This window comes from Bhargavaea massiliensis, assembly GCF_050480245.1.
Lineage (GTDB): Bacteria > Bacillota > Bacilli > Bacillales > Anoxybacillaceae > Anoxybacillus.
The window spans coordinates 35,551-54,448 of sequence record NZ_JBCNEQ010000001.1 but is presented as its reverse complement, the minus strand read 5'-3'; the positions used below and the strand labels follow the sequence as shown (position 1 = coordinate 54,448).

The window sequence follows — 18,898 nt, the reverse complement described above, 5'->3', positions numbered from 1 at the left end:
GCTTGTTCTTTTTTTTGTTTTTTAAGCTCAACCTATCCCTTTTCTCATACATATATGACGAGGGGGGAGGATCATGGAAATTGACGGTGTATTTTCCGGCGGAGGCGTTAAAGGATTTGCATTAATTGGAGCATATGAAGCGATTGAGAAGAAAGGCTTTCGTTTTAAACGGCTTGCCGGTACGAGTGCAGGTGCGCTCATTGCTTCGTTTATCGCCGCAGGGTTTACAAGTAAGGAAATATTGGAAATGACGGAAGATCTCAATTTAATGGATTTTCTTGATGAGCGGCGTACAATCGTTCCGTATGCGTGGTTAAAATGGCTTTTACTTTATCGGAAAATGGGATTATATAAAGGAAAAAAGCTTGAACAATGGATAGCTGAACAACTAAGCAAAAAAGGAGTGCGCACATTTGCAGATTTGCCTCATGAACGATTATGCGTCGTCGCTTCCGATTTAACAAATGGGACGATGCTTATTTTGCCAGATGATTTACCGAAATATGGCATCGATCCTCTTCGTTTCTCGGTCGCAAAAGCGGTCAGAATGAGCGCCGGCATCCCTTATTTTTTTGAGCCTGTACGGTTAAAGACAGATGAAGGGAAGCATATTGTCGTTGATGGTGGCTTATTGAGCAATTTTCCGATTTTTTTATTCGATGAAGATCGAAAAAAACGGCCTGTTCTTGGTATAAAATTAGGCGCAAGTCAGGCGCAAAAAGCAAAAAAGAAAATTAATAATGCGATTGACTTGTATGAAGCGTTGTTTCAAACGATGCGCGAGGCGCACGATGAACGATACATTTCCCGTCGTCATGAGAAAGACATTATTTTTCTCCCTATCAAACACGTCGTTGCCACAGATTTTTCAATGACCGATGAAGAAAAAAAGAAACTTATTTCGTTTGGAAAAGAACGGGCAGAGCAATTTTTAAAAACATGGACATATTAAAAAGAAAAAATCGGGTTAAAAAGAAGCCCGATTTTTTTTCTTTCCTTTTTTGCCCTCAATGACTGTTAAATGAGTGGCATGTTTTTTCTTTAAAGCGGTTGGACGTGGCTGTTTTTTCGACGTCGGCTTCGTTTTTTGATGGAGGAGTTTTTTTGATTGTTTTACCGCTTTTTGATACGAATGATTCATGCGTTGTTTTTGTATTCGTTTGTATATGCCGTAAAAGACAGCTACTACGAAAATGATGATCAGCCCTTGTTTGAGCAACTGAATGGGATCGTTCCATAGACGATAAGAAATCCCAAAAATAGCGAGTATAATAAGCAAAGTGATAAGTGGGAATGGGCGCCGACGCAATCGATCCACCTCCTTTATTGTTACACCACTTCTTCTTGCTGTTTCGTCGCTTCTCCCTCTAATTCAAGCAAACGTTGAAATGATGCGATAGCTACCTCGACTTGATCGTCAGTCGGCTCTTTTGTTGTTAATAGCTGCAACCATAAGCCTGGGTAACCGAGCCAACGTAACACCGGGACGTCTCGTAACGCATTTGTCATTTGCAACACTTCAAAAGACAAACCTAACACGACTGGAATAAGCGCAAGTCGGTTTAACACGCGTACCCAAAGCGGTTCAGTTGGTACGAACATATAAACAAATACACCGATGATGACAGTAAATAAAATGAAGCTACTACCACAACGATAATGGAGACGAGATTGCCTTTGTACATGTTCAACCGTCAAAGGCAAACCGTTTTCATAGGTATTAATTACTTTATGTTCTGCCCCGTGATATTGAAACAGTCGTTTTACAAGTGGAGTGAGCGAGATAAAGTAAATATACCCTAAAAGCAAAAGAAGTTTAAAAAACCCTTCAATGAGTATTTGGGCTGTATTTGATGAAAAAATCGGTCGCGTTAGTTCCGCTAAAAATACAGGAATAAGTGTAAAAATAAATTTTCCAAATAGAAACGATAACACGCCGACGAGTGCAACACCTAAAATCATCGTCCATTTGGACGGTGCTTCGGTTTGCAACGTTTCATCTTCGTTCGGATCGAGATCGTATCGTTCGCTAGAAAACTGCAAATGTTTTGATCCGTTTGCACTTGCTTCAATAATGGCAAGGATGCCGCGAAGAAACGGAATTTTTTTTAACGAGGAAAGCGCTTTGTTTGCTTGACGTGGAACATGAAAATATTCAATCGAACCGTCTTTGCGACGAATGGCTGTCACGTAATGATTGCGCCCTGCAAACATGACACCTTCAATGACCGCTTGCCCACCATATACGTTTTTGTTCATAAGAAGACACCAACCTATTTTTTCTTTTTTCTTATATTCTACAAGAAAACGACAAAAACCTCTAGGTCGATGTGTTGATTGTATTTGTATTGTTGCCAAAAATGAGAAAGGATACACATGAGATCCAACATTTTGGACAAGATAAAAACGGAGGTGGTAGCTGTGCAAACAAAAACGAAACAAGACGCACAACTTGAACAAAACAAAAGAGAAAAGCAAATGCCTGTTTTAGCAAAAGTTGCGTTGATCGGTTTTATTGGAGGAGTATTTTGGAGCTTCCTCGCATATTGTGCTTATTTTTTTCATTTTACAGAAGTAGCGCCAAATTTTATTTTGCAGCCGTGGGCAATCGGTGATTGGAAAAATGGGGCACTCGGTCAGACGATTGCCATTTTAGTCATTGGACTTGCTTCTATCATTGTTGCGTTTGCGTACTACGCTTTTTTAAAAAATCGCCAAGGCGTTTGGCCGGGCGTTGCTTTCGGTCTCGCATTATGGGTGCTTGTTTTTTATGTATTAAATCCGATTTTTCCACAGTTAAAAGCTGTTCCCCAGCTTGAGCGAAATACCGTCATCACGATGATATGTTTTTACATTCTATATGGAATGTTTATCGGTTATTCCATTTCATTTGAAGTTGCAGAGATGGGGCGACAAAAACAGGTCAATGTGGTAAAATAACCATATGTATTTTGATCAGCAAAGGGGGGAGAGGGGGAATGGTTCGATTCCTCCTTTTAAACGGTCCGAACTTAAATCGTCTCGGTATGAGGGAGCCGCACATTTACGGGCATACGACACTTGCTCAACTAGAAAAACAGTTAACGGAATTTGCTGGTGAATATGGGGCGGAGTTAACTTGCTATCAAAGCAATTATGAAGGGGCGTTAATTGACCAAATTCATCGGGCGGAATCGTTATATGACGGCATTGTCTTTAATCCAGGAGCGTTTACGCATTATAGTTATGCGCTGCGCGATGCGATTGCAAGCGTACAAACGCCAGTCATTGAAGTACATATTTCAAACATTCACGCTAGAGAGCCGTTTCGTCATCATTCTGTCATCGCTCCCGTAACAGCTGGGCAAATTGTCGGGCTCGGTGTGAACGGGTATCGATTGGCGATTTTGGCGTTGCTTGATATGGTTGAAGGGAAGGGGAAATAACATTGGATAAAGTACAAAAACTTCGTGCGCAATTTGCTGAGCATGACATTGACGGATTTCTTATTACAAACGACTATAACCGTCGCTATATGACGAATTTTACAGGAACAGCAGGGGTTGCTCTAATTAGCGAAACAGAGGCAGTATTTATTACCGATTTTCGTTACGTTGAGCAAGCAACAAGACAAATTGAAGGATATGAAATTGTCCAACATACACAAACGCTTATTGAAGAAGTGGCGAAACAAGTCGAGCGCTTAGGCATCAAAAAGCTTGGATTTGAGCAAGACGATCTTTCATATGCAACGTTTTCAGCGTATGAAAAAGCGATCAAAGCAACGCTCGTTCCGGTTTCAAGCGCAGTTGAAAAGTTACGCTTGATTAAGTCGGAATCAGAGATTAAGATATTAAAGGAAGCAGCCGAGATTGCCGATGCCGCTTTTCGCCATATTCTCGATTTTATTCGCCCGGGTGTGCGTGAAATAGACGTGGCGAATGAGTTGGAATTTTTTATGCGCAAACAAGGAGCGACAAGTTCATCGTTTGACATCATCGTTGCCTCTGGTGTGCGCTCAGCATTGCCACATGGGGTGGCGACAGAGAAAGTGATTGAGAAAGGCGAGTTCGTCACGCTTGATTTTGGCGCATACTATAAAGGATATTGCTCCGATATTACGAGAACGGTTGCAGTTGGAGATGTAAGCGATGAATTAAAGCGCATATATGATGTCGTACTGCAAGCCCAGCTTCGCGGTGTTGAACACATTCGCCCGGGGATGACAGGGCGAGAGGCAGATGCGCTCACACGCGATTACATTTCTGCTTGCGGATTTGGCGAATATTTTGGGCATTCCACAGGACATGGGCTCGGCATGGAAGTGCATGAAATGCCAGCGCTTTCGATGCGTTCGGATACAGTGCTACAGCCGGGGATGGTTGTGACGGTTGAACCAGGCATTTACATAGCGGGATTAGGCGGTGTCCGCATTGAAGACGACATCGTCATTACAGAAAACGGCAATGAGCGGCTCACTCTTTCACCAAAAGAACTCATCATTTTATAGACGTAGGAGGAAATGAACATGATTTCAGTAAACGATTTTCGTACAGGCTTAACGATTGAAGTCGACGGTGACATTTGGCGCGTCATCGAATTCCAACATGTTAAACCAGGAAAAGGTGCAGCGTTCGTTCGCTCAAAACTTCGTAACTTGCGCACAGGCGCGATTCAAGAAAAAACATTCCGCGCCGGTGAAAAAGTAAACAAAGCACAAATCGACAACCGCAAAATGCAATATTTATATGCAAACGGCGATCAACATGTGTTCATGGATATGGAATCATATGAGCAAATTGAACTGCCTGCAAAACAAATTGAACATGAATTAAAGTTTTTAAAAGAAAACATGGAAGTATTTATTATGATGTATCAAGGCGAAACGATTGGTGTCGAATTGCCAAATACAGTTGAGTTAAAAGTTGTCGAAACAGAGCCAGGCATTAAAGGTGATACGGCATCAGGTGGCTCCAAACCAGCAACGTTAGAAACAGGTCTTGTCGTTCAAGTACCTTTCTTCGTCAACGAAGGCGATGTATTAATTATTAACACAACAGACGGCACATACGTATCACGTGCGTAATAAAGAATCGTCCTGCGAAAAAGCGGGGCGATTTTTTATTTGCAAACACATTCCTCGCGAATTTTTCCTCTCTATACTTCTGAATTGTCCCATTTCCGCATACGTTGTACTAGCACCGTTGTACAAGGAGGATGCGATGAAAATTGATGCGACTGTTTGGACGATGGCAGGTTTACGGTTTTTATCTGCAGCGATTGAATTAAGCGCAGCAATTGTCATGTTGTCGCTGAATGATGTAAAAAAGGCGATTGCGGTCAATACATTGCTCGCAGTTGTTGGACCGACCATTTTTTTAATTGTCATGATGGTTGGGCTTGTTGCAGTGGCGAATGAGTTGTCATTGTTTAAGCTCGTATGGATCGGCGCTGGAGTTGTATGTATATTGATCGGTATTTATGTTGTGAAATGAAGGGAGGAAAGAGGATGCAAGCGGTGTTTGATCTGTTGCCTAAAACGTTCGTTCATGCAATCCAATCGTTGCCTATTGCTTCCCAGTTCGCCACGATGGAAGAAATTCGCATTCGGATTCATCGACCACTTGAAGTGATCGTTAGTGGGAGGTCGTACATATGTCCCCATGTCGTACAAATGGAAGAAGGCATCGAACTATTAAATAAATTAAGCCAATATTCTCTTTATACGATCGAAGAAGAGTTGAAAAAGGGATACATTACGATTCAAGGAGGGCATCGAGTCGGTTTAGCTGGAAAAGTGATTACAGAAGACGGAAAAGTAAAAGCGATCCGACATATTACATCATTTAATATTCGAATGGCTCGGCAACAAATCGGCATCGCTGACCCGCTCCTTCCTTATTTATACGATGGACGATGGCTTAATACGATGATCATTGGGGCACCGCAAACAGGAAAAACAACGCTTCTTCGTGATATCGCACGCATGATTAGCATAGGGATAAAAGAGCGACACATTCCTTCAAAAAAAGTAGGCATCGTTGATGAACGTTCAGAAATTGCCGGTTGTGTTAAAGGTATTCCGCAATTTACATTCGGTTATCGCGTTGATGTGCTCGATGCATGCCCAAAAGCAGAAGGGATGATGATGATGATTCGTTCGATGAGCCCGGACGTTCTTGTTGTCGATGAAATTGGAAGCGAAGCGGATTGCACGGCTATTTTAGAAGCGGTTCATGCCGGAGTAGGTTTATTTATGACGGCTCACGGTCGCCATCTAGACGATATGATGAAGCGTCCATCGCTGCGTCCGATTATAGAACAAGCTGTATTTGAACGGTTTGTTGAATTGACAAATATCGGTCGTCCAGGAACGATTCAAACCATTCGCGATCAAAACGGTCGCGATATATACCGAAAGATGGGCGTGATGTGAATGAAATGGATTGGAGCGATATGCATTATATTGGCGACGACATGGTCTGGTTTTGAAGCTTCGCGACTTTTACGTGAGCGCACAAGACAGTTGCGGCAATTAAAAATGGCGTTGCAGTCGCTTGAAGCAGAAATTATGTACGGGCATACGCCGTTGATGGATGCTGCGTTTCGATTATCACAGCAACTATCGAAACCGTTGTCATGGTTGTTTGAAACGTTTGCGCAAAAGTTACAAAAAGGAACGATGAACGCTCGCCAAGCGTGGGAAGAAAGTTTACATGAAATATGGAAAATGACCGCCTTAAAACAAGGAGAGTTCGAGATTATGAAACAGTTTGGCGAGACGCTTGGACAATACGATCATGAAATTCAACAAAATTACATTCGTTTAACGATGGTGCATTTAGAGAGAGAAGAAGGAGATGCCATCGAAAAGCAACAGCGCTATGAAAAAATGATGAAAAGTTTAGGCGTATTAACGGGCATTCTCATCGTGCTTTTACTCATATAGAGGAGGACATTCAAAATGGGCGTTGACGTTGATTTAATTTTCCGCATTGCTGGTGTGGGCATTGTCGTTGCTTTTTTGCATACTGTGCTAGAAGGATTCGGGAAAAAGGAATATGCTCAATGGGTCACATTATTAGGTTTTATTTATATTTTGTTTTTAGTCATTTCGATTGTTCAAGATTTATTTCAAAAAATTAAATCTGTTTTTTTGTTTCAAAGTTAGGAGGGAATACCCATTGATATTTTGCAAATTGTCGGGCTTGGGCTAATTGCTACATTTTTAGTGACGATTTTAAACGAACATAAATCGAATATTTCACTTTTGTTAACCATTTTTGTCGGAACTGTTATTTTTTTATTTTTAATTGATCGCATTCAAGATATTTTTCGCATGGTTCAAACGTTAGCAAACGAAGCGCACGTCCAAACGGTGTACGTCGAAACGATTTTAAAAATTATCGGCATTGCTTATATTGCTGAGTTTGGCGCACAAATTTCGAAAGATGCGGGACAAGGAGCGATCGCTGGAAAAATTGAACTTGGTGGAAAAATTTTAATTTTGGCGATGGCGATTCCGATTTTAACTGCTCTAATCGAAACGATTTTAAGTTTTCTTCCGATGAAGGGGTGATGACATGAGGCGCGCTCCCATCTTATTTTTCTTTCTTCTCTTTTTCTTGCCTTCCGTTGTACAAGCTTCGCCACCAACGAATGAACTTGTGAAACAACAAGCAGAACAAGTTGGCGTTGAGTCCATTAAACAATATTGGGATGATATTGTCCAACAGTATGGCGGGCTATTGCCAGAAAGTCAAAAAGGATCTTTTTGGCAGTTTATTAACGGAGAGAAAGAACTGTCGCTCAGCGAATGGTTGCAAGCGTTGATCAAATTTTTATTGTACGAGCTTATGGCGAATGGAAAATTGCTCGGCACGCTCATTTTATTAACGGTATTTAGCTTATTTTTACAATCACTACAAAACGCCTTTTCCCACCATGCCGTCAGTAAAGTCGCTCATGCGGTTGTTTATATGGTGCTTATGATTATTGCGTTAAATAGCTTTCACCTTGCTGTCACATACGCGAAAGAAGCGATTCAGACGATGACAAGTTTTATGATTGCTCTTTTGCCGATTTTACTTGCGCTTATGGCGTCATCAGGAGGCGTTGTATCCGTTGCTTTTTTTCACCCGATTGTACTGTTTTTTATGAATATCACAGGAACCGTCATTGAGCATTTCTCGTTGCCGCTATTATTTTTAGCGACGATTTTGAGCATCGTCAGTTTATTGAGCGAACATTATAAAGTAACAAAATTAGCGGATTTGTTGCGCAACATTAGCATCGGTTCACTAGCGGTCATGTTAACTATTTTCTTCGGTGTGTTGTCCGTCAAAGGAGCGACAACGGCGATTGCTGATGGAGTGGCGATACGAGCAGCTAAATTTATGGCAGGAAATTTTATTCCGATTATCGGGCGAATGTTTACGGATGCGGCAGATACAGTCGTGACCGCTTCCGTCTTGTTAAAAAATACAGTTGGCTTGTTCGGTGTCGCTTTATTGCTTTTCATTGCAGCGTTTCCAGCGCTCAAAATTTTAGTTATTGCTATTATTTATCAACTAGCAGCAGCGATCTTACAGCCGATGGGAGGCGGCATCGTCATTTCCTGCTTAAGCGTGATGAGCAAAAGTATCATGTACGTGCTCGTCGCTCTTATGATCGTATCGCTTATGTTTTTCTTAAGTATGACTGTCATTATTGCAGCAGGAAATTTAACGATGATGGTTCGCTGAAAGGAGATAGGCGTTGTGGAACTATTGACCGAATGGATTTCCCATATCATTACATTCATCTTGCTAGTCGTAATTATTGACTTGATTTTGCCAAACGGCTCGTTTCAAAAGTATGTCAAAATGGTTGTCGGTTTGTTGTTTATTTTCATCTTGTTTTCTCCGCTTTTTCGTTTGTTTCACGGAGATGTAGATACATGGCTTGCTTCGCTTCAGCAACAACAAAATGAAGCGCTTGAAAATAACATTGAAACTAAGAAAAAAGAAATACAAGCCTCACAACGTGCATATATTTTAGAACAAATGGCTGTCCAGCTGAAGAACATCGCGGCTGAGGAGTTGATGCGCACATATGGTTTAACGGTGACGGACATTTCATTGACGATAGGGGAGACGGAACAAAACCCCCCTCCGATTGAGGCGATTACGGTTGAATTAGCAGAAGAAACAAGTTCTGTTGTCAAACCGATTCGCATTGAGTCATCGCCACAAATAACAAATGAACATGATGACATCGCTCGCTTTTTAGCAAACATGTGGGGAGTAGACCCACAAACGATCACGATTCGCCTAGAAAGGAGGGAGTAGGGAGGGGTGAAACAATGGATTGAAAAAAATGGTTTAATAGCGCTTATTTTAGTTGTCGGTTTATCATTTATGATATTTGGCAACGTGTTCAACTTTTCATCGTCGAAAAAAGTTCAACAAGAAACGACTCAAGCTGTATTTCGCCAAACCGATGAAGAAAAAAAACTAAAACAAATTGCGGATTATGAACAGAGATATGAACAACAACTTAAAGAAGCGTTGGAAGCGATTGTTGGTGTTGGTGAAGTAAAAGTCATTGTAAATGTCGATGCGACAGAACAAAATGTGTTAGAAAAAAATGTGACCGTTCAGAAAAAACGAACGGTGGAAGAAGATAAAGAAGGCGGAAAGCGCCAAATTGAAGATGAGTCAGCAGACGAAAAAGTCGTGATCGTGCGCAAAGGGGACGAAGAAACACCGCTTATTTTACAAACGAAAAAGCCAGACATTCGCGGTGTGCTCGTCGTGGCAAAAGGAGCCGATCAAGTGCAAGTGAAAAAATGGATTGTCGAAGCGGTGACGCGAACGTTAAACGTTCCGAGCCATCGTGTTGCTGTTTTACCAAAAAAATAAGGGGGAGAACATATGTTGAAAAAGCAAACAGTTTGGTTATTAACGATGTTTAGTTTAGTTGTCGTTTTATCGGTGTATTATGTAACAAGTCCTCAGCTTACAGAGGAAGTGGCGTTCGAGCAAAAAGAAGAAGCAAACAATGAAAAAGATTTAAAACCGACGGATGAAGCGATGCAAGAAGAAGTGGCGAACGAGGGAGAAGTGGCCAACGAAGAAGAAGTGGCGAACGAAGGAGAAGTGGCGAACGAAGGAGAAGTGGCGAACGAAGAAGAAGTGACTGTCGAACAAAACAATGCAACAAGCGATGATTTATTTACAGCACTTCGACTAGAAATTGAAGATGAGCGAAGCAAATTGCGCCAAGAATTGAACGCGATTGTCGCTTCCAATAACGTATCTGCTGAAGAGAAAAACAAAGCGATTGACCAGTTGCAACAACTTTCCAATATTGCAGAAAAAGAAGCAGTGTTAGAAACGTTAATTAAATCAAAAGGATATGACGATGCCCTTGTTCGCGCCCATGAAAATCAAGTGCATATTACTGTAAAAGCGAAAGAACATTCGGAAAAAGCAGCCAACGAAATTATTCAGCTCGTTCAAAGTGAACTTGGTCGCGTTCAAGATGTAGCTGTTCGATTCCAAAAATAACCGGACATCCGGTTATTTTTTTTCGGTTGAAAGTGAATTTTATAATACTATATAATAATTGTTTTTATGACCAGATATAAAATTCCTAACATTTTTTTATCATTTTATTGAATAATGGAAAAGGTGTGTCGTATCATGGTATTGTATAATCTTTTTCTACAAATGATGGGTTGAGGGGTGTAGGTTTATGTTGAAAATCCAAGAAATTCGCGAATTAATTCGATTAGTCAATGATTCAAATATCGTCGAGTTTGTATACGAACATGATGGTTCAAAAATTAAAATGAAAAAAGCTGGAGCAGCCGAACAAGTTGTCGTTGCTGCATCGAAAGTGGACGTGCCACAAGCTGCTGTTGTTCAGCAACAACCAGCATCGGTTGTCGAAAAAGTAGAAGTGAAAGAAGAAGTAAAACCGGAAAAACAAGCTGTTTCAACAGAAAATTTACATACAATCACATCGCCGATGGTCGGTACGTTTTATGCGGCACCATCACCAGATGCAGCACCTTACGTCAAAGTTGGCGATAAAGTGAAAAAAGATACGATTGTATGTATTGTTGAGGCGATGAAGTTATTTAACGAAATTGAAGCAGAAGTCGATGGGGAAATTGTAGAGGTGCTTGTGAAAAACGGCCAGCTCGTTGAATATGGACAACCTTTATTCCTTGTGAAGCCTGAATAAAGGAGCGATGGTCATGATAAAAAAATTGTTAATTGCCAACCGTGGGGAAATTGCTGTTCGAATTATTCGGGCGTGCAAAGAACTTGGCATTGAGACAGTCGCTGTATTTTCGGAGGCGGATCGCGAAGCGCTTCATGTCCAATTGGCAGACGAAGCATATTGCATCGGTCCGAAAACATCAAAAGACAGCTATTTAAACTTTACAAATCTAATGAGCGTGGCGACGTTAACACAATGCGATGCCATTCATCCGGGATATGGATTTTTAGCTGAAAACGCTGATTTCGCTGAACTTTGTCGGGAATGTAATATTACGTTTGTCGGACCGAGTCCGGAAGCAATTACAAAAATGGGTACAAAAGATGTCGCACGTGAAACGATGAGACAAGCTGGAGTACCAATCGTTCCAGGTTCACAAGGAATTATTGAAAGTATCGATAAGGCAATTGCGCTAGCGAATGAAATCGGGTATCCTGTTATTATTAAGGCAACCGCAGGCGGTGGCGGAAAAGGGATTCGCGTCGCTCGAAATGAGCAAGAGCTTATCAAAGGCATTACGATCACGCAGCAAGAAGCGGCAACCGCGTTTGGAAATCCGGGGGTATATATTGAAAAATACATTGAAGATTTCCGACATGTTGAAATTCAAGTGCTAGCAGACTCATATGGAAACGTCATTCACCTCGGAGAGCGTGATTGTACGATCCAGCGTCGTTTGCAAAAATTGTTGGAAGAAACGCCATCCCCAGTTCTTGATGAAGACATGCGTCAAAAAATGGGGGAAGCAGCTGTCAAAGCAGCCCGAGCGGTTCATTATACAGGGGCAGGAACAGTCGAATTTATTTACGACTATCGCAATCGTCAGTTTTATTTTATGGAGATGAATACGCGCATTCAAGTTGAACATCCAGTAACTGAAATGGTGACAGGCGTGGATTTAATAAAAGAACAAATTCGCGTGGCATCAGGTGAGAAGTTGACGCTGAAGCAGGAAGACGTCACATTTAACGGCTGGGCCATCGAATGCCGAATCAATGCGGAAAATCCTGCGAAAAACTTTATGCCTTCAGCTGGAAAAATACAAATGTATTTGCCGCCGGGTGGATTTGGTGTACGAGTCGATTCAGCTGCTTATCCTGGCTATACGATTCCGCCATACTACGATTCGATGATTGCCAAACTGATTGTTCATGCACCGACGCGTGAAGAAGCGATTGCCCGTATGAAACGTGCCTTAAGTGAATTTGTCATCGAAGGCATCCATACGACGATTCCGTTTCATTTAAAACTGCTTGAGCATGAAAAATTTGTCGAAGGAAACTTTAATACAAAGTTTTTAGAAACATACGATATAATGAACTCTTAAAGATAAAGGAGGGGATTCGCTATGTCTGAACATGTATTAGAAATGGGAAATGGACATAACAGTCTAGGCAGAGTGGAAATTGCGCCAGAAGTTATTGAAGTCATCGCAGGTATTGCCGCTTCTGAAATTGAAGGTGTAGCGCAAATGCGCGGCAACTTTGCGGCTGGTGTCGTTGAGCGATTAGGCAAAAAAAATCATGGCAAAGGCGTAAAAGTCGATTTAACAGACCGCGGCATTGTCATTGATATTTATTGTGTGATGAATTTTGGCGTATCGATTCCGAACGTCTCACAAAAAATCCAAGAAAACGTACGTCAAGCATTATTGACGATGACAGGATTAGAAACAGCTGAAGTGAACGTTCATGTTGTTGGCGTTCAATTTGAAACACCCAAAGTAGAGGCGGAAGTCGAGTAATAAGAGAAAGGGCCATCTCGTTTATGAGATCGCCCTTTTTTGATGTGTGAGTGTTTTCTTTCGGCGAAATATGGTATGATCATGATATAATTTTCGACAATATGATAGAAAGGGGTTTGGTCATGAAACGGCATACAGCAAGAGAAAAAGCGTTGCAAGCATTGTTTCAAATTGACGTTGGAGACATTGAGCCGCACGCAGCGATCGCGAACGTCGTTGAAACGGAAACGGATCCATTTATGGAAACGCTCGTTTTTGGTGTCGTTGAGCATCAAAAAGAGATTGACGACATATTGCGTCAACATTTAGAAAAATGGACGTTAGAACGTGTTGCTAACGTCGATCGCTCCATTTTACGCATGGCTGTATTTGAAATGAAGTATATGGATGATATTCCGCTAAGTGTAAGCATAGATGAAGCGGTTGAGCTAGCAAAAGTATTTGGTGATGAAAAATCAAGTCGCTTTATTAATGGCGTGCTTGCAAAAATAAAAGAAACATTGTCTTAAACGAAAAAGGGGGAGAAGGACTTATGGCAGCGCAAATCATTAACGGTTTTGAATTAGCGAAAGAAAAACGAGCACAATTAGCAAAAGAAGTCGAGCAGTTAAAACGTGAAGGCATTGAGCCAGCATTGGCCGTCATTCTTGTTGGAGATCACCCCGCTTCACAATCGTATGTGAAAGCGAAGCAAAAAGCATGTGAAGAAATTGGGATTCGCTCGCTTTTACTTACTTTTCCAAACGACATATCCGAATCGTTTTTGTTAGAGCAAATTGCTCGCTTAAATGCGGATCGTTCGGTACATGGCATTTTAGTGCAATTGCCGCTACCATCGCAAATTAATGAATTACACGTGATCGAAGCGATCGCGCCAGAAAAAGATGTTGATGGTTTTCATCCGCTCAACATTGGCCGAATGATGACGGGGCAGCAAACGTTTTTACCGTGTACACCGTACGGCATTTTATATATGGTTCAATCTTTGCAAGTGGACATTGCGGGAAAGCATGTCGTTGTCGTTGGACGAAGCAACATTGTCGGCAAACCCGTCGGCCAACTATTTTTACGAGAACATGCGACAGTGACATATTGCCATTCGCGCACAAGCGATTTAGCTGCTATGACACGTCAAGCAGATATTTTAATTGTTGCGGTCGGCAAACCGAAGCTCATTACGTCACAGTATGTGAAAGAAGGAGCAATCGTCATCGATGTTGGTGTCAATCGATTAGAAACCGGAAAGTTGTGCGGAGATGTCGATTTTGATGATGTGAAAGAAGTAGCGAGTTACATTACTCCTGTGCCAAAAGGAGTTGGACCAATGACGATTACGATGTTGCTGCACAATACGGTACAAGCAGCGCGTGAACAACATGAATAAGCGAGGTTTTTTCTGTGGCAGAAATGAGGTATGTAACGGTTGCAGCGTTAACGAAATACATTAAGCGAAAATTTGAAGTTGATCCACACTTACAAGATTTATGGATTAAAGGAGAAATTTCGAATTTTACATATCATTCGCGCGGACATATGTATTTTACTTTAAAAGATGAACAAGCGCGCATTCAAGCGGTCATGTTTGCTGGGTACAATCGTCAGTTGACATTTAAGCCGGAAAACGGGATGACTGTGCTTGTGCGCGGTGAAATTTCGGTATATGAGCCGAGCGGAACATATCAAGTATATGTAAAGGAAATGCAACCGGATGGGGTCGGTGCCCTTTACTTAGCGTATGAGCAACTTAAAAAGAAACTTGAACAAGAAGGGTTATTTGCAAAAGAGCATAAAAAACCGATTCCAAAATTCCCGCGATATATTGGCGTTGTGACATCGCCAACAGGAGCGGCGATTCGCGATATTTTAACGACGATTCGCCGCCGTTATCCGCTTGCGAAAGTCATTTTGTTTCCGACGCTCGTTCAAGGCGAACAAGCTCCATTATCGATCGTTCAATCAATCCAAAAAGCGAATGACATGGGATATATTGATGTGCTTATCGTCGGACGCGGTGGCGGCTCGATTGAAGAACTTTGGGCGTTTAACGAAGAAATTGTGGCGCGCGCGATTTTTGCGTCGCATATTCCGATTATTTCTGCTGTCGGACATGAAACGGATTATACGATTGCTGATTTTGTTGCAGACTTACGTGCGCCGACGCCGACAGGGGCAGCGGAGCTTGCTGTGCCTCATGTAGCCGATTTGCTTTCGCGTGTATCCGATCAGCAAACTCGTCTCATTCGAGCAATGAAAGAGCGAATGAACGCCGAACAAAAGCGATTGCAATCGTTGCGCTCGTCGTATGCTTTTCGCTATCCGAAACGGCTTTACGAACAAAAAGAGCAACAGCTAGATATGCTTGTTGATCGATTGCAACGACAAATGAACGATATGTTAAAACAAAAGGCGAACAAGCTTCAGCAAATGCAACTCACGTTATTTGCTCATCATCCGCAGTCGAGAATTGAAAAAGCGGTCGATCGTGTGCGCACGTTAGAACAGACGATCGTTCGTAACATGAACGATGTGATGAAACAAAAAAAATGGTTGCTTACGACAGCGCTTGCGAAACTCGATGCGCTTAGTCCGCTAAAAATTATGGAACGAGGATACAGTCTTACATACGATGAGCAAAGCAAACTCATTAAGACAGTAACACAATTGCAAACAGGAGATCGCGTTCACATTCGTTTTCAAGACGGGCGTGCACATTGTATTGTTTCAAATATTGAGGAGGGAGAAGTATGACGTTTGAAGAAGCGATGAGCAAGCTAGAAGAAATTGTGCAAAAACTAGAAGAAGGGGACGTTCTGCTTGAAGAAGCCATCCACTTTTTTCAAGAGGGGATGAAATTATCAAAGTTTTGTCACGATAAATTGCAACAAGTCGAAAAACAAATGGAATTTATTTTGCGAGAAGACGGGCAACTTGAACCTTTTACGGTGCAGGAGGAATAGAAGTTGGAAATGCAATCGCTATTGCGACAATATAAAACACAAATTGAACACCAGCTCCCAACATATATTGAACCGTTGCAAGCACCTCAAACGATGAAAGAAGCGATGTTATATTCGTTGCAAGCAGGTGGAAAGCGCATTCGTCCGCTTTTATTGCTTGCAACGTTACATACATTTCGCAAGCCAGTAGACATCGGCATGTCCATCGCCTGTGCCCTTGAAATGATTCATACGTATTCACTCATTCATGATGATTTGCCAAGTATGGATAACGATGATTTGCGGCGCGGCAAACCGACAAATCATAAAGTATTCGGTGAAGCCAATGCGATTTTAGCTGGCGATGCGTTATTGACATATGCCTTTCAAGTCATAGCGGATGACCGAGCCATTTCACCTGAAATAAAAGTTCGTCTTATTGCTGAGCTAGCGAGAGCAGCCGGTCCAGAAGGGATGGTTGGTGGACAAGTAGCCGATCTTGAAGGGGAAGGAAAAACGATTAGCTTGCAACAATTAGAATACATTCATCGTCATAAAACAGGAAAGCTGTTGCAATACAGCGTTCGAGCAGGTGCAATATTAGGTGAAGCAACGGAACAACAATTAGCACTGTTAACAGCATTTGCTGATCATCTCGGTTTAGCCTTTCAAATTCGTGATGACATATTAGACATTGAAGGTGATGAACAAAAGATCGGGAAAAAAGTAAGAAGCGATATCGACAACGGGAAATCGACTTATCCTTCGCTCTTGACGCTTAATGGCGCAAAGAGGAAGCTCCGCGATCATATGAGGGAAGCACGTACACTTTTGGATAAAGCTGAAATCGATGCTTCGCTACTTCATTACATTTGCGATGTCATCGAAACGCGCGATCATTAATAGCGTTGAGGAAATAAGCAACATGTGGTATAGTGGAAAAGAAATGTTAGCCGTTCACACGTTCGTGTAAGCGGCTCTTTTTTGCGTACAAACATGTTTGTCTGTATAATTAAAAATACAAAAAGCTGTACGATAACAGTTGTTATAGCTTACATGAAAGAGAGTGGTCGCGTTGGATCTCACAGCGATTCAAAACCCGAAATTTTTAAAACAAATGTCAAATGAACAGTTAGTCCAATTGAGCCAACAAATACGGCAATTTTTAATCGAAAAATTATCAAAAACAGGTGGACATATTGGTCCGAATCTCGGAGTCGTTGAATTAACGATCGCCCTTCATAAAGTATTTGACAGCCCGAAAGATAAACTTATTTGGGATGTTGGCCACCAATCGTATGTGCATAAAATTTTAACCGGCCGTGCTAGTCAGTTCGATACATTGCGCCAATATAAAGGGCTATGTGGGTTTCCAAAACGAAGTGAAAGTGAGCACGACGTATGGGAGACCGGACATAGTTCGACATCTTTATCGGCTGCGATGGGAATGGTCATTGCGCGCGATTTAAAAGGAACAGATGAATATATCGTTCCGATTATTGGAGATGGTGCACTAACAGGTGGAATGGCACTTGAAGCGTTAAATCATATCGGACATGAGAAAAAAGATATGATCGTTATTTTAAATGATAATGAAATGTCTATTGCTCCAAACGTCGGTGCGTTGCATAATGTACTCGGGCGGTTGCGGACGGCAGGAAAATATCGTTGGGTAAAAGATGAACTAGAAATGTTATTAAAGAAAATTCCAGCTGTCGGTGGAAAGCTTGCGGCAACGGCGGAACGTCTCAAAGACAGCATTAAGTATTTGCTTGTGTCAGGCGTGTTTTTTGAAGAGTTAGGCTTTACGTATTTCGGACCAGTGGATGGCCATAACTTTGAAGATTTGTTTGAAAACTTACATTATGCGAAAAAAACGAAAGGACCTGTTCTTGTTCATGTCATTACGAAAAAGGGAAAAGGATACCATCCTGCTGAAAACGATAAAGTCGGAACGTGGCACGGAACAGGACCGTATAAAATTGAAACGGGTGATTTCATTCAAACAAAGCAATCTGCTCCTTCTTGGAGTGCGCTTGTTAGTGAAACGGTGCGTAAATTAGCGCGGGAAGATCGCCGCATTGTTGCGATCACCCCAGCGATGCCCGTTGGATCAAAGTTAGAAGGATTTGAAAACGAATTTCCTGACCGCATGTATGATGTTGGTATCGCTGAACAACATGCTGCCACAATGGCGGCTGGTTTAGCGACCCAAGGAATGAAGCCGTTTTTAGCGATTTATTCAACTTTTTTACAACGGGCGTACGACCAAGTTGTTCACGATATTTGCCGGCAAAATTTAAACGTGTTTTTTGGCATCGACCGCGCTGGACTTGTCGGCGCTGATGGGGAAACGCATCAAGGTGTGTTTGATATCGCTTTTTTACGTCACATTCCGAACATGGTATTAATGATGCCGAAAGATGAAAATGAAGGACAACATATGGTATATACGGCTATTCAATACGATGATGGTCCGATTGCAATGCGTTTTCCGCGCGGCAACGGTCTCGGTGTGCCGATGGATAAGCAATTGAAAAAAATTCCTATTGGTACATGGGAAGTGTTGCGCGAAGGGACAGACGTCGCCATTTTAACGTTTGGCACGACGATTCCGATGGCGCTTCAAGCGGCCGAACGTCTTGCAAATGACGGCATTTCTGTACAAGTTGTCAATGCTCGGTTTATTAAGCCGCTTGATGAACATATGTTACATGTGTTATTACAAAAAAATATGCCGTTACTTACAATTGAAGAAGCGGTGCTTCAAGGCGGATTTGGTAGCGCGGTACTTGAATTTGCTCATGATCATGGCTATCATGGAGCGGTGATCGACCGAATGGGCATACCGGATCGCTTTATCGAACATGGTGGTGTGTCACAGCTTCTAGAAGAAATTGGATTGACGACAGAGCATGTGATGGAACGTATTTGTTTATTACTACCGAAAAAAAGAAAAAGGGCATGA

General features: G+C 41.9%; 25 protein-coding genes. 23 read left to right on the top strand and 2 right to left on the bottom strand.

What is annotated here, in order from left to right; translation table 11 throughout:
- The first annotated feature begins 73 nt into the window (after window positions 1-73).
- Window positions 74-952, top strand: a complete 879-nt coding sequence (locus tag ABEV15_RS00310; RefSeq protein ID WP_498852067.1) for a patatin-like phospholipase family protein — start codon at window positions 74-76, stop codon at window positions 950-952.
- 15 nt (window positions 953-967) lie between these two features.
- Here ABEV15_RS00310 and ABEV15_RS00305 read toward each other — a convergent pair whose 3' ends face one another.
- On the bottom strand, window positions 968-1,309 hold the full coding sequence (locus ABEV15_RS00305; RefSeq protein ID WP_498852066.1) for an SA1362 family protein: 342 nt from the start codon (window positions 1,307-1,309) through the stop codon (window positions 968-970).
- Window positions 1,310-1,329: 20 nt separating this feature from the next.
- Window positions 1,330-2,259, bottom strand: coding sequence for a DUF1385 domain-containing protein (locus ABEV15_RS00300; RefSeq protein ID WP_498852065.1), 930 nt, complete (start codon window positions 2,257-2,259; stop codon window positions 1,330-1,332).
- A gap of 117 nt (window positions 2,260-2,376) precedes the next feature.
- Here ABEV15_RS00300 and ABEV15_RS00295 point away from each other — a divergent pair, with 117 nt between their 5' ends.
- The 22 genes from ABEV15_RS00295 (at window position 2,377) to dxs (ending at window position 18,898) form a co-directional block, all read left to right on the top strand.
- Window positions 2,377-2,940 (top strand): YqhR family membrane protein, encoded by a 564-nt coding sequence (locus tag ABEV15_RS00295; RefSeq protein ID WP_429634116.1) that lies wholly within the window; start codon window positions 2,377-2,379, stop codon window positions 2,938-2,940.
- A 38-nt stretch (window positions 2,941-2,978) separates the two neighbouring features.
- Complete coding sequence (aroQ, locus tag ABEV15_RS00290; protein ID WP_498852064.1) at window positions 2,979-3,425, top strand: type II 3-dehydroquinate dehydratase; 447 nt, start codon at window positions 2,979-2,981, stop codon at window positions 3,423-3,425.
- Between the two features lie 2 nt (window positions 3,426-3,427).
- Window positions 3,428-4,489 (top strand): M24 family metallopeptidase, encoded by a 1,062-nt coding sequence (locus tag ABEV15_RS00285; protein WP_429634120.1) that lies wholly within the window; start codon window positions 3,428-3,430, stop codon window positions 4,487-4,489.
- An 18-nt stretch (window positions 4,490-4,507) separates the two neighbouring features.
- Window positions 4,508-5,065: an elongation factor P gene (efp, locus tag ABEV15_RS00280; protein WP_004889583.1), complete on the top strand. Its 558-nt coding sequence runs from the start codon at window positions 4,508-4,510 to the stop codon at window positions 5,063-5,065.
- A 136-nt stretch (window positions 5,066-5,201) separates the two neighbouring features.
- On the top strand, window positions 5,202-5,474 hold the full coding sequence (locus ABEV15_RS00275) for a YqhV family protein (RefSeq protein ID WP_429634122.1): 273 nt from the start codon (window positions 5,202-5,204) through the stop codon (window positions 5,472-5,474).
- Window positions 5,475-5,488: 14 nt separating this feature from the next.
- Window positions 5,489-6,415 (top strand): stage III sporulation protein AA, encoded by a 927-nt coding sequence (spoIIIAA, locus tag ABEV15_RS00270; RefSeq protein ID WP_498852063.1) that lies wholly within the window; start codon window positions 5,489-5,491, stop codon window positions 6,413-6,415.
- Window positions 6,416-6,928, top strand: coding sequence for a stage III sporulation protein SpoIIIAB (gene spoIIIAB, locus ABEV15_RS00265; RefSeq protein WP_429634126.1), 513 nt, complete (start codon window positions 6,416-6,418; stop codon window positions 6,926-6,928).
- A 15-nt stretch (window positions 6,929-6,943) separates the two neighbouring features.
- The gene (spoIIIAC, locus tag ABEV15_RS00260) at window positions 6,944-7,150 is read left to right on the top strand and encodes a stage III sporulation protein AC (protein WP_004889589.1); all 207 of its coding nucleotides are present in this window, start codon (window positions 6,944-6,946) and stop codon (window positions 7,148-7,150) included.
- A gap of 6 nt (window positions 7,151-7,156) precedes the next feature.
- Entirely contained in the window at window positions 7,157-7,558 is a 402-nt protein-coding gene (spoIIIAD, locus tag ABEV15_RS00255) for a stage III sporulation protein AD (RefSeq protein WP_429634164.1), read from the top strand.
- 4 nt (window positions 7,559-7,562) lie between these two features.
- The gene (gene spoIIIAE / locus ABEV15_RS00250) at window positions 7,563-8,723 is read left to right on the top strand and encodes a stage III sporulation protein AE (RefSeq protein WP_429634128.1); all 1,161 of its coding nucleotides are present in this window, start codon (window positions 7,563-7,565) and stop codon (window positions 8,721-8,723) included.
- A 15-nt stretch (window positions 8,724-8,738) separates the two neighbouring features.
- Complete coding sequence (gene spoIIIAF / locus ABEV15_RS00245) at window positions 8,739-9,308, top strand: stage III sporulation protein AF (protein WP_429634130.1); 570 nt, start codon at window positions 8,739-8,741, stop codon at window positions 9,306-9,308.
- A 6-nt stretch (window positions 9,309-9,314) separates the two neighbouring features.
- On the top strand, window positions 9,315-9,881 hold the full coding sequence (gene spoIIIAG / locus ABEV15_RS00240) for a stage III sporulation protein AG (protein WP_429634132.1): 567 nt from the start codon (window positions 9,315-9,317) through the stop codon (window positions 9,879-9,881).
- A gap of 12 nt (window positions 9,882-9,893) precedes the next feature.
- Window positions 9,894-10,529, top strand: a complete 636-nt coding sequence (locus ABEV15_RS00235) for a SpoIIIAH-like family protein (protein WP_498852062.1) — start codon at window positions 9,894-9,896, stop codon at window positions 10,527-10,529.
- A gap of 187 nt (window positions 10,530-10,716) precedes the next feature.
- Window positions 10,717-11,211, top strand: a complete 495-nt coding sequence (gene accB, locus ABEV15_RS00230; protein ID WP_429634136.1) for an acetyl-CoA carboxylase biotin carboxyl carrier protein — start codon at window positions 10,717-10,719, stop codon at window positions 11,209-11,211.
- Window positions 11,212-11,224: 13 nt separating this feature from the next.
- Window positions 11,225-12,577 (top strand): acetyl-CoA carboxylase biotin carboxylase subunit, encoded by a 1,353-nt coding sequence (accC, locus tag ABEV15_RS00225; RefSeq protein WP_498852061.1) that lies wholly within the window; start codon window positions 11,225-11,227, stop codon window positions 12,575-12,577.
- 21 nt (window positions 12,578-12,598) lie between these two features.
- Window positions 12,599-12,994, top strand: coding sequence for an Asp23/Gls24 family envelope stress response protein (locus tag ABEV15_RS00220; RefSeq protein WP_429634140.1), 396 nt, complete (start codon window positions 12,599-12,601; stop codon window positions 12,992-12,994).
- Window positions 12,995-13,116: 122 nt separating this feature from the next.
- Complete coding sequence (gene nusB, locus ABEV15_RS00215; protein ID WP_429634142.1) at window positions 13,117-13,503, top strand: transcription antitermination factor NusB; 387 nt, start codon at window positions 13,117-13,119, stop codon at window positions 13,501-13,503.
- A 23-nt stretch (window positions 13,504-13,526) separates the two neighbouring features.
- On the top strand, window positions 13,527-14,378 hold the full coding sequence (gene folD / locus ABEV15_RS00210; protein WP_498852060.1) for a bifunctional methylenetetrahydrofolate dehydrogenase/methenyltetrahydrofolate cyclohydrolase FolD: 852 nt from the start codon (window positions 13,527-13,529) through the stop codon (window positions 14,376-14,378).
- Between the two features lie 14 nt (window positions 14,379-14,392).
- The gene (xseA, locus tag ABEV15_RS00205) at window positions 14,393-15,742 is read left to right on the top strand and encodes an exodeoxyribonuclease VII large subunit (RefSeq protein WP_429634146.1); all 1,350 of its coding nucleotides are present in this window, start codon (window positions 14,393-14,395) and stop codon (window positions 15,740-15,742) included.
- The gene (locus ABEV15_RS00200; protein ID WP_429634148.1) at window positions 15,739-15,951 is read left to right on the top strand and encodes an exodeoxyribonuclease VII small subunit; all 213 of its coding nucleotides are present in this window, start codon (window positions 15,739-15,741) and stop codon (window positions 15,949-15,951) included. The genes xseA and ABEV15_RS00200 overlap by 4 nt, the downstream gene beginning before the upstream one ends.
- Before the next feature lie 9 nt (window positions 15,952-15,960).
- Window positions 15,961-16,833 carry a polyprenyl synthetase family protein gene (locus tag ABEV15_RS00195; protein ID WP_429634166.1) on the top strand — a complete coding sequence of 291 codons (873 nt, stop codon included), beginning with the start codon at window positions 15,961-15,963 and terminating at the stop codon, window positions 16,831-16,833.
- A gap of 172 nt (window positions 16,834-17,005) precedes the next feature.
- Entirely contained in the window at window positions 17,006-18,898 is a 1,893-nt protein-coding gene (gene dxs / locus ABEV15_RS00190; protein WP_498852059.1) for a 1-deoxy-D-xylulose-5-phosphate synthase, read from the top strand.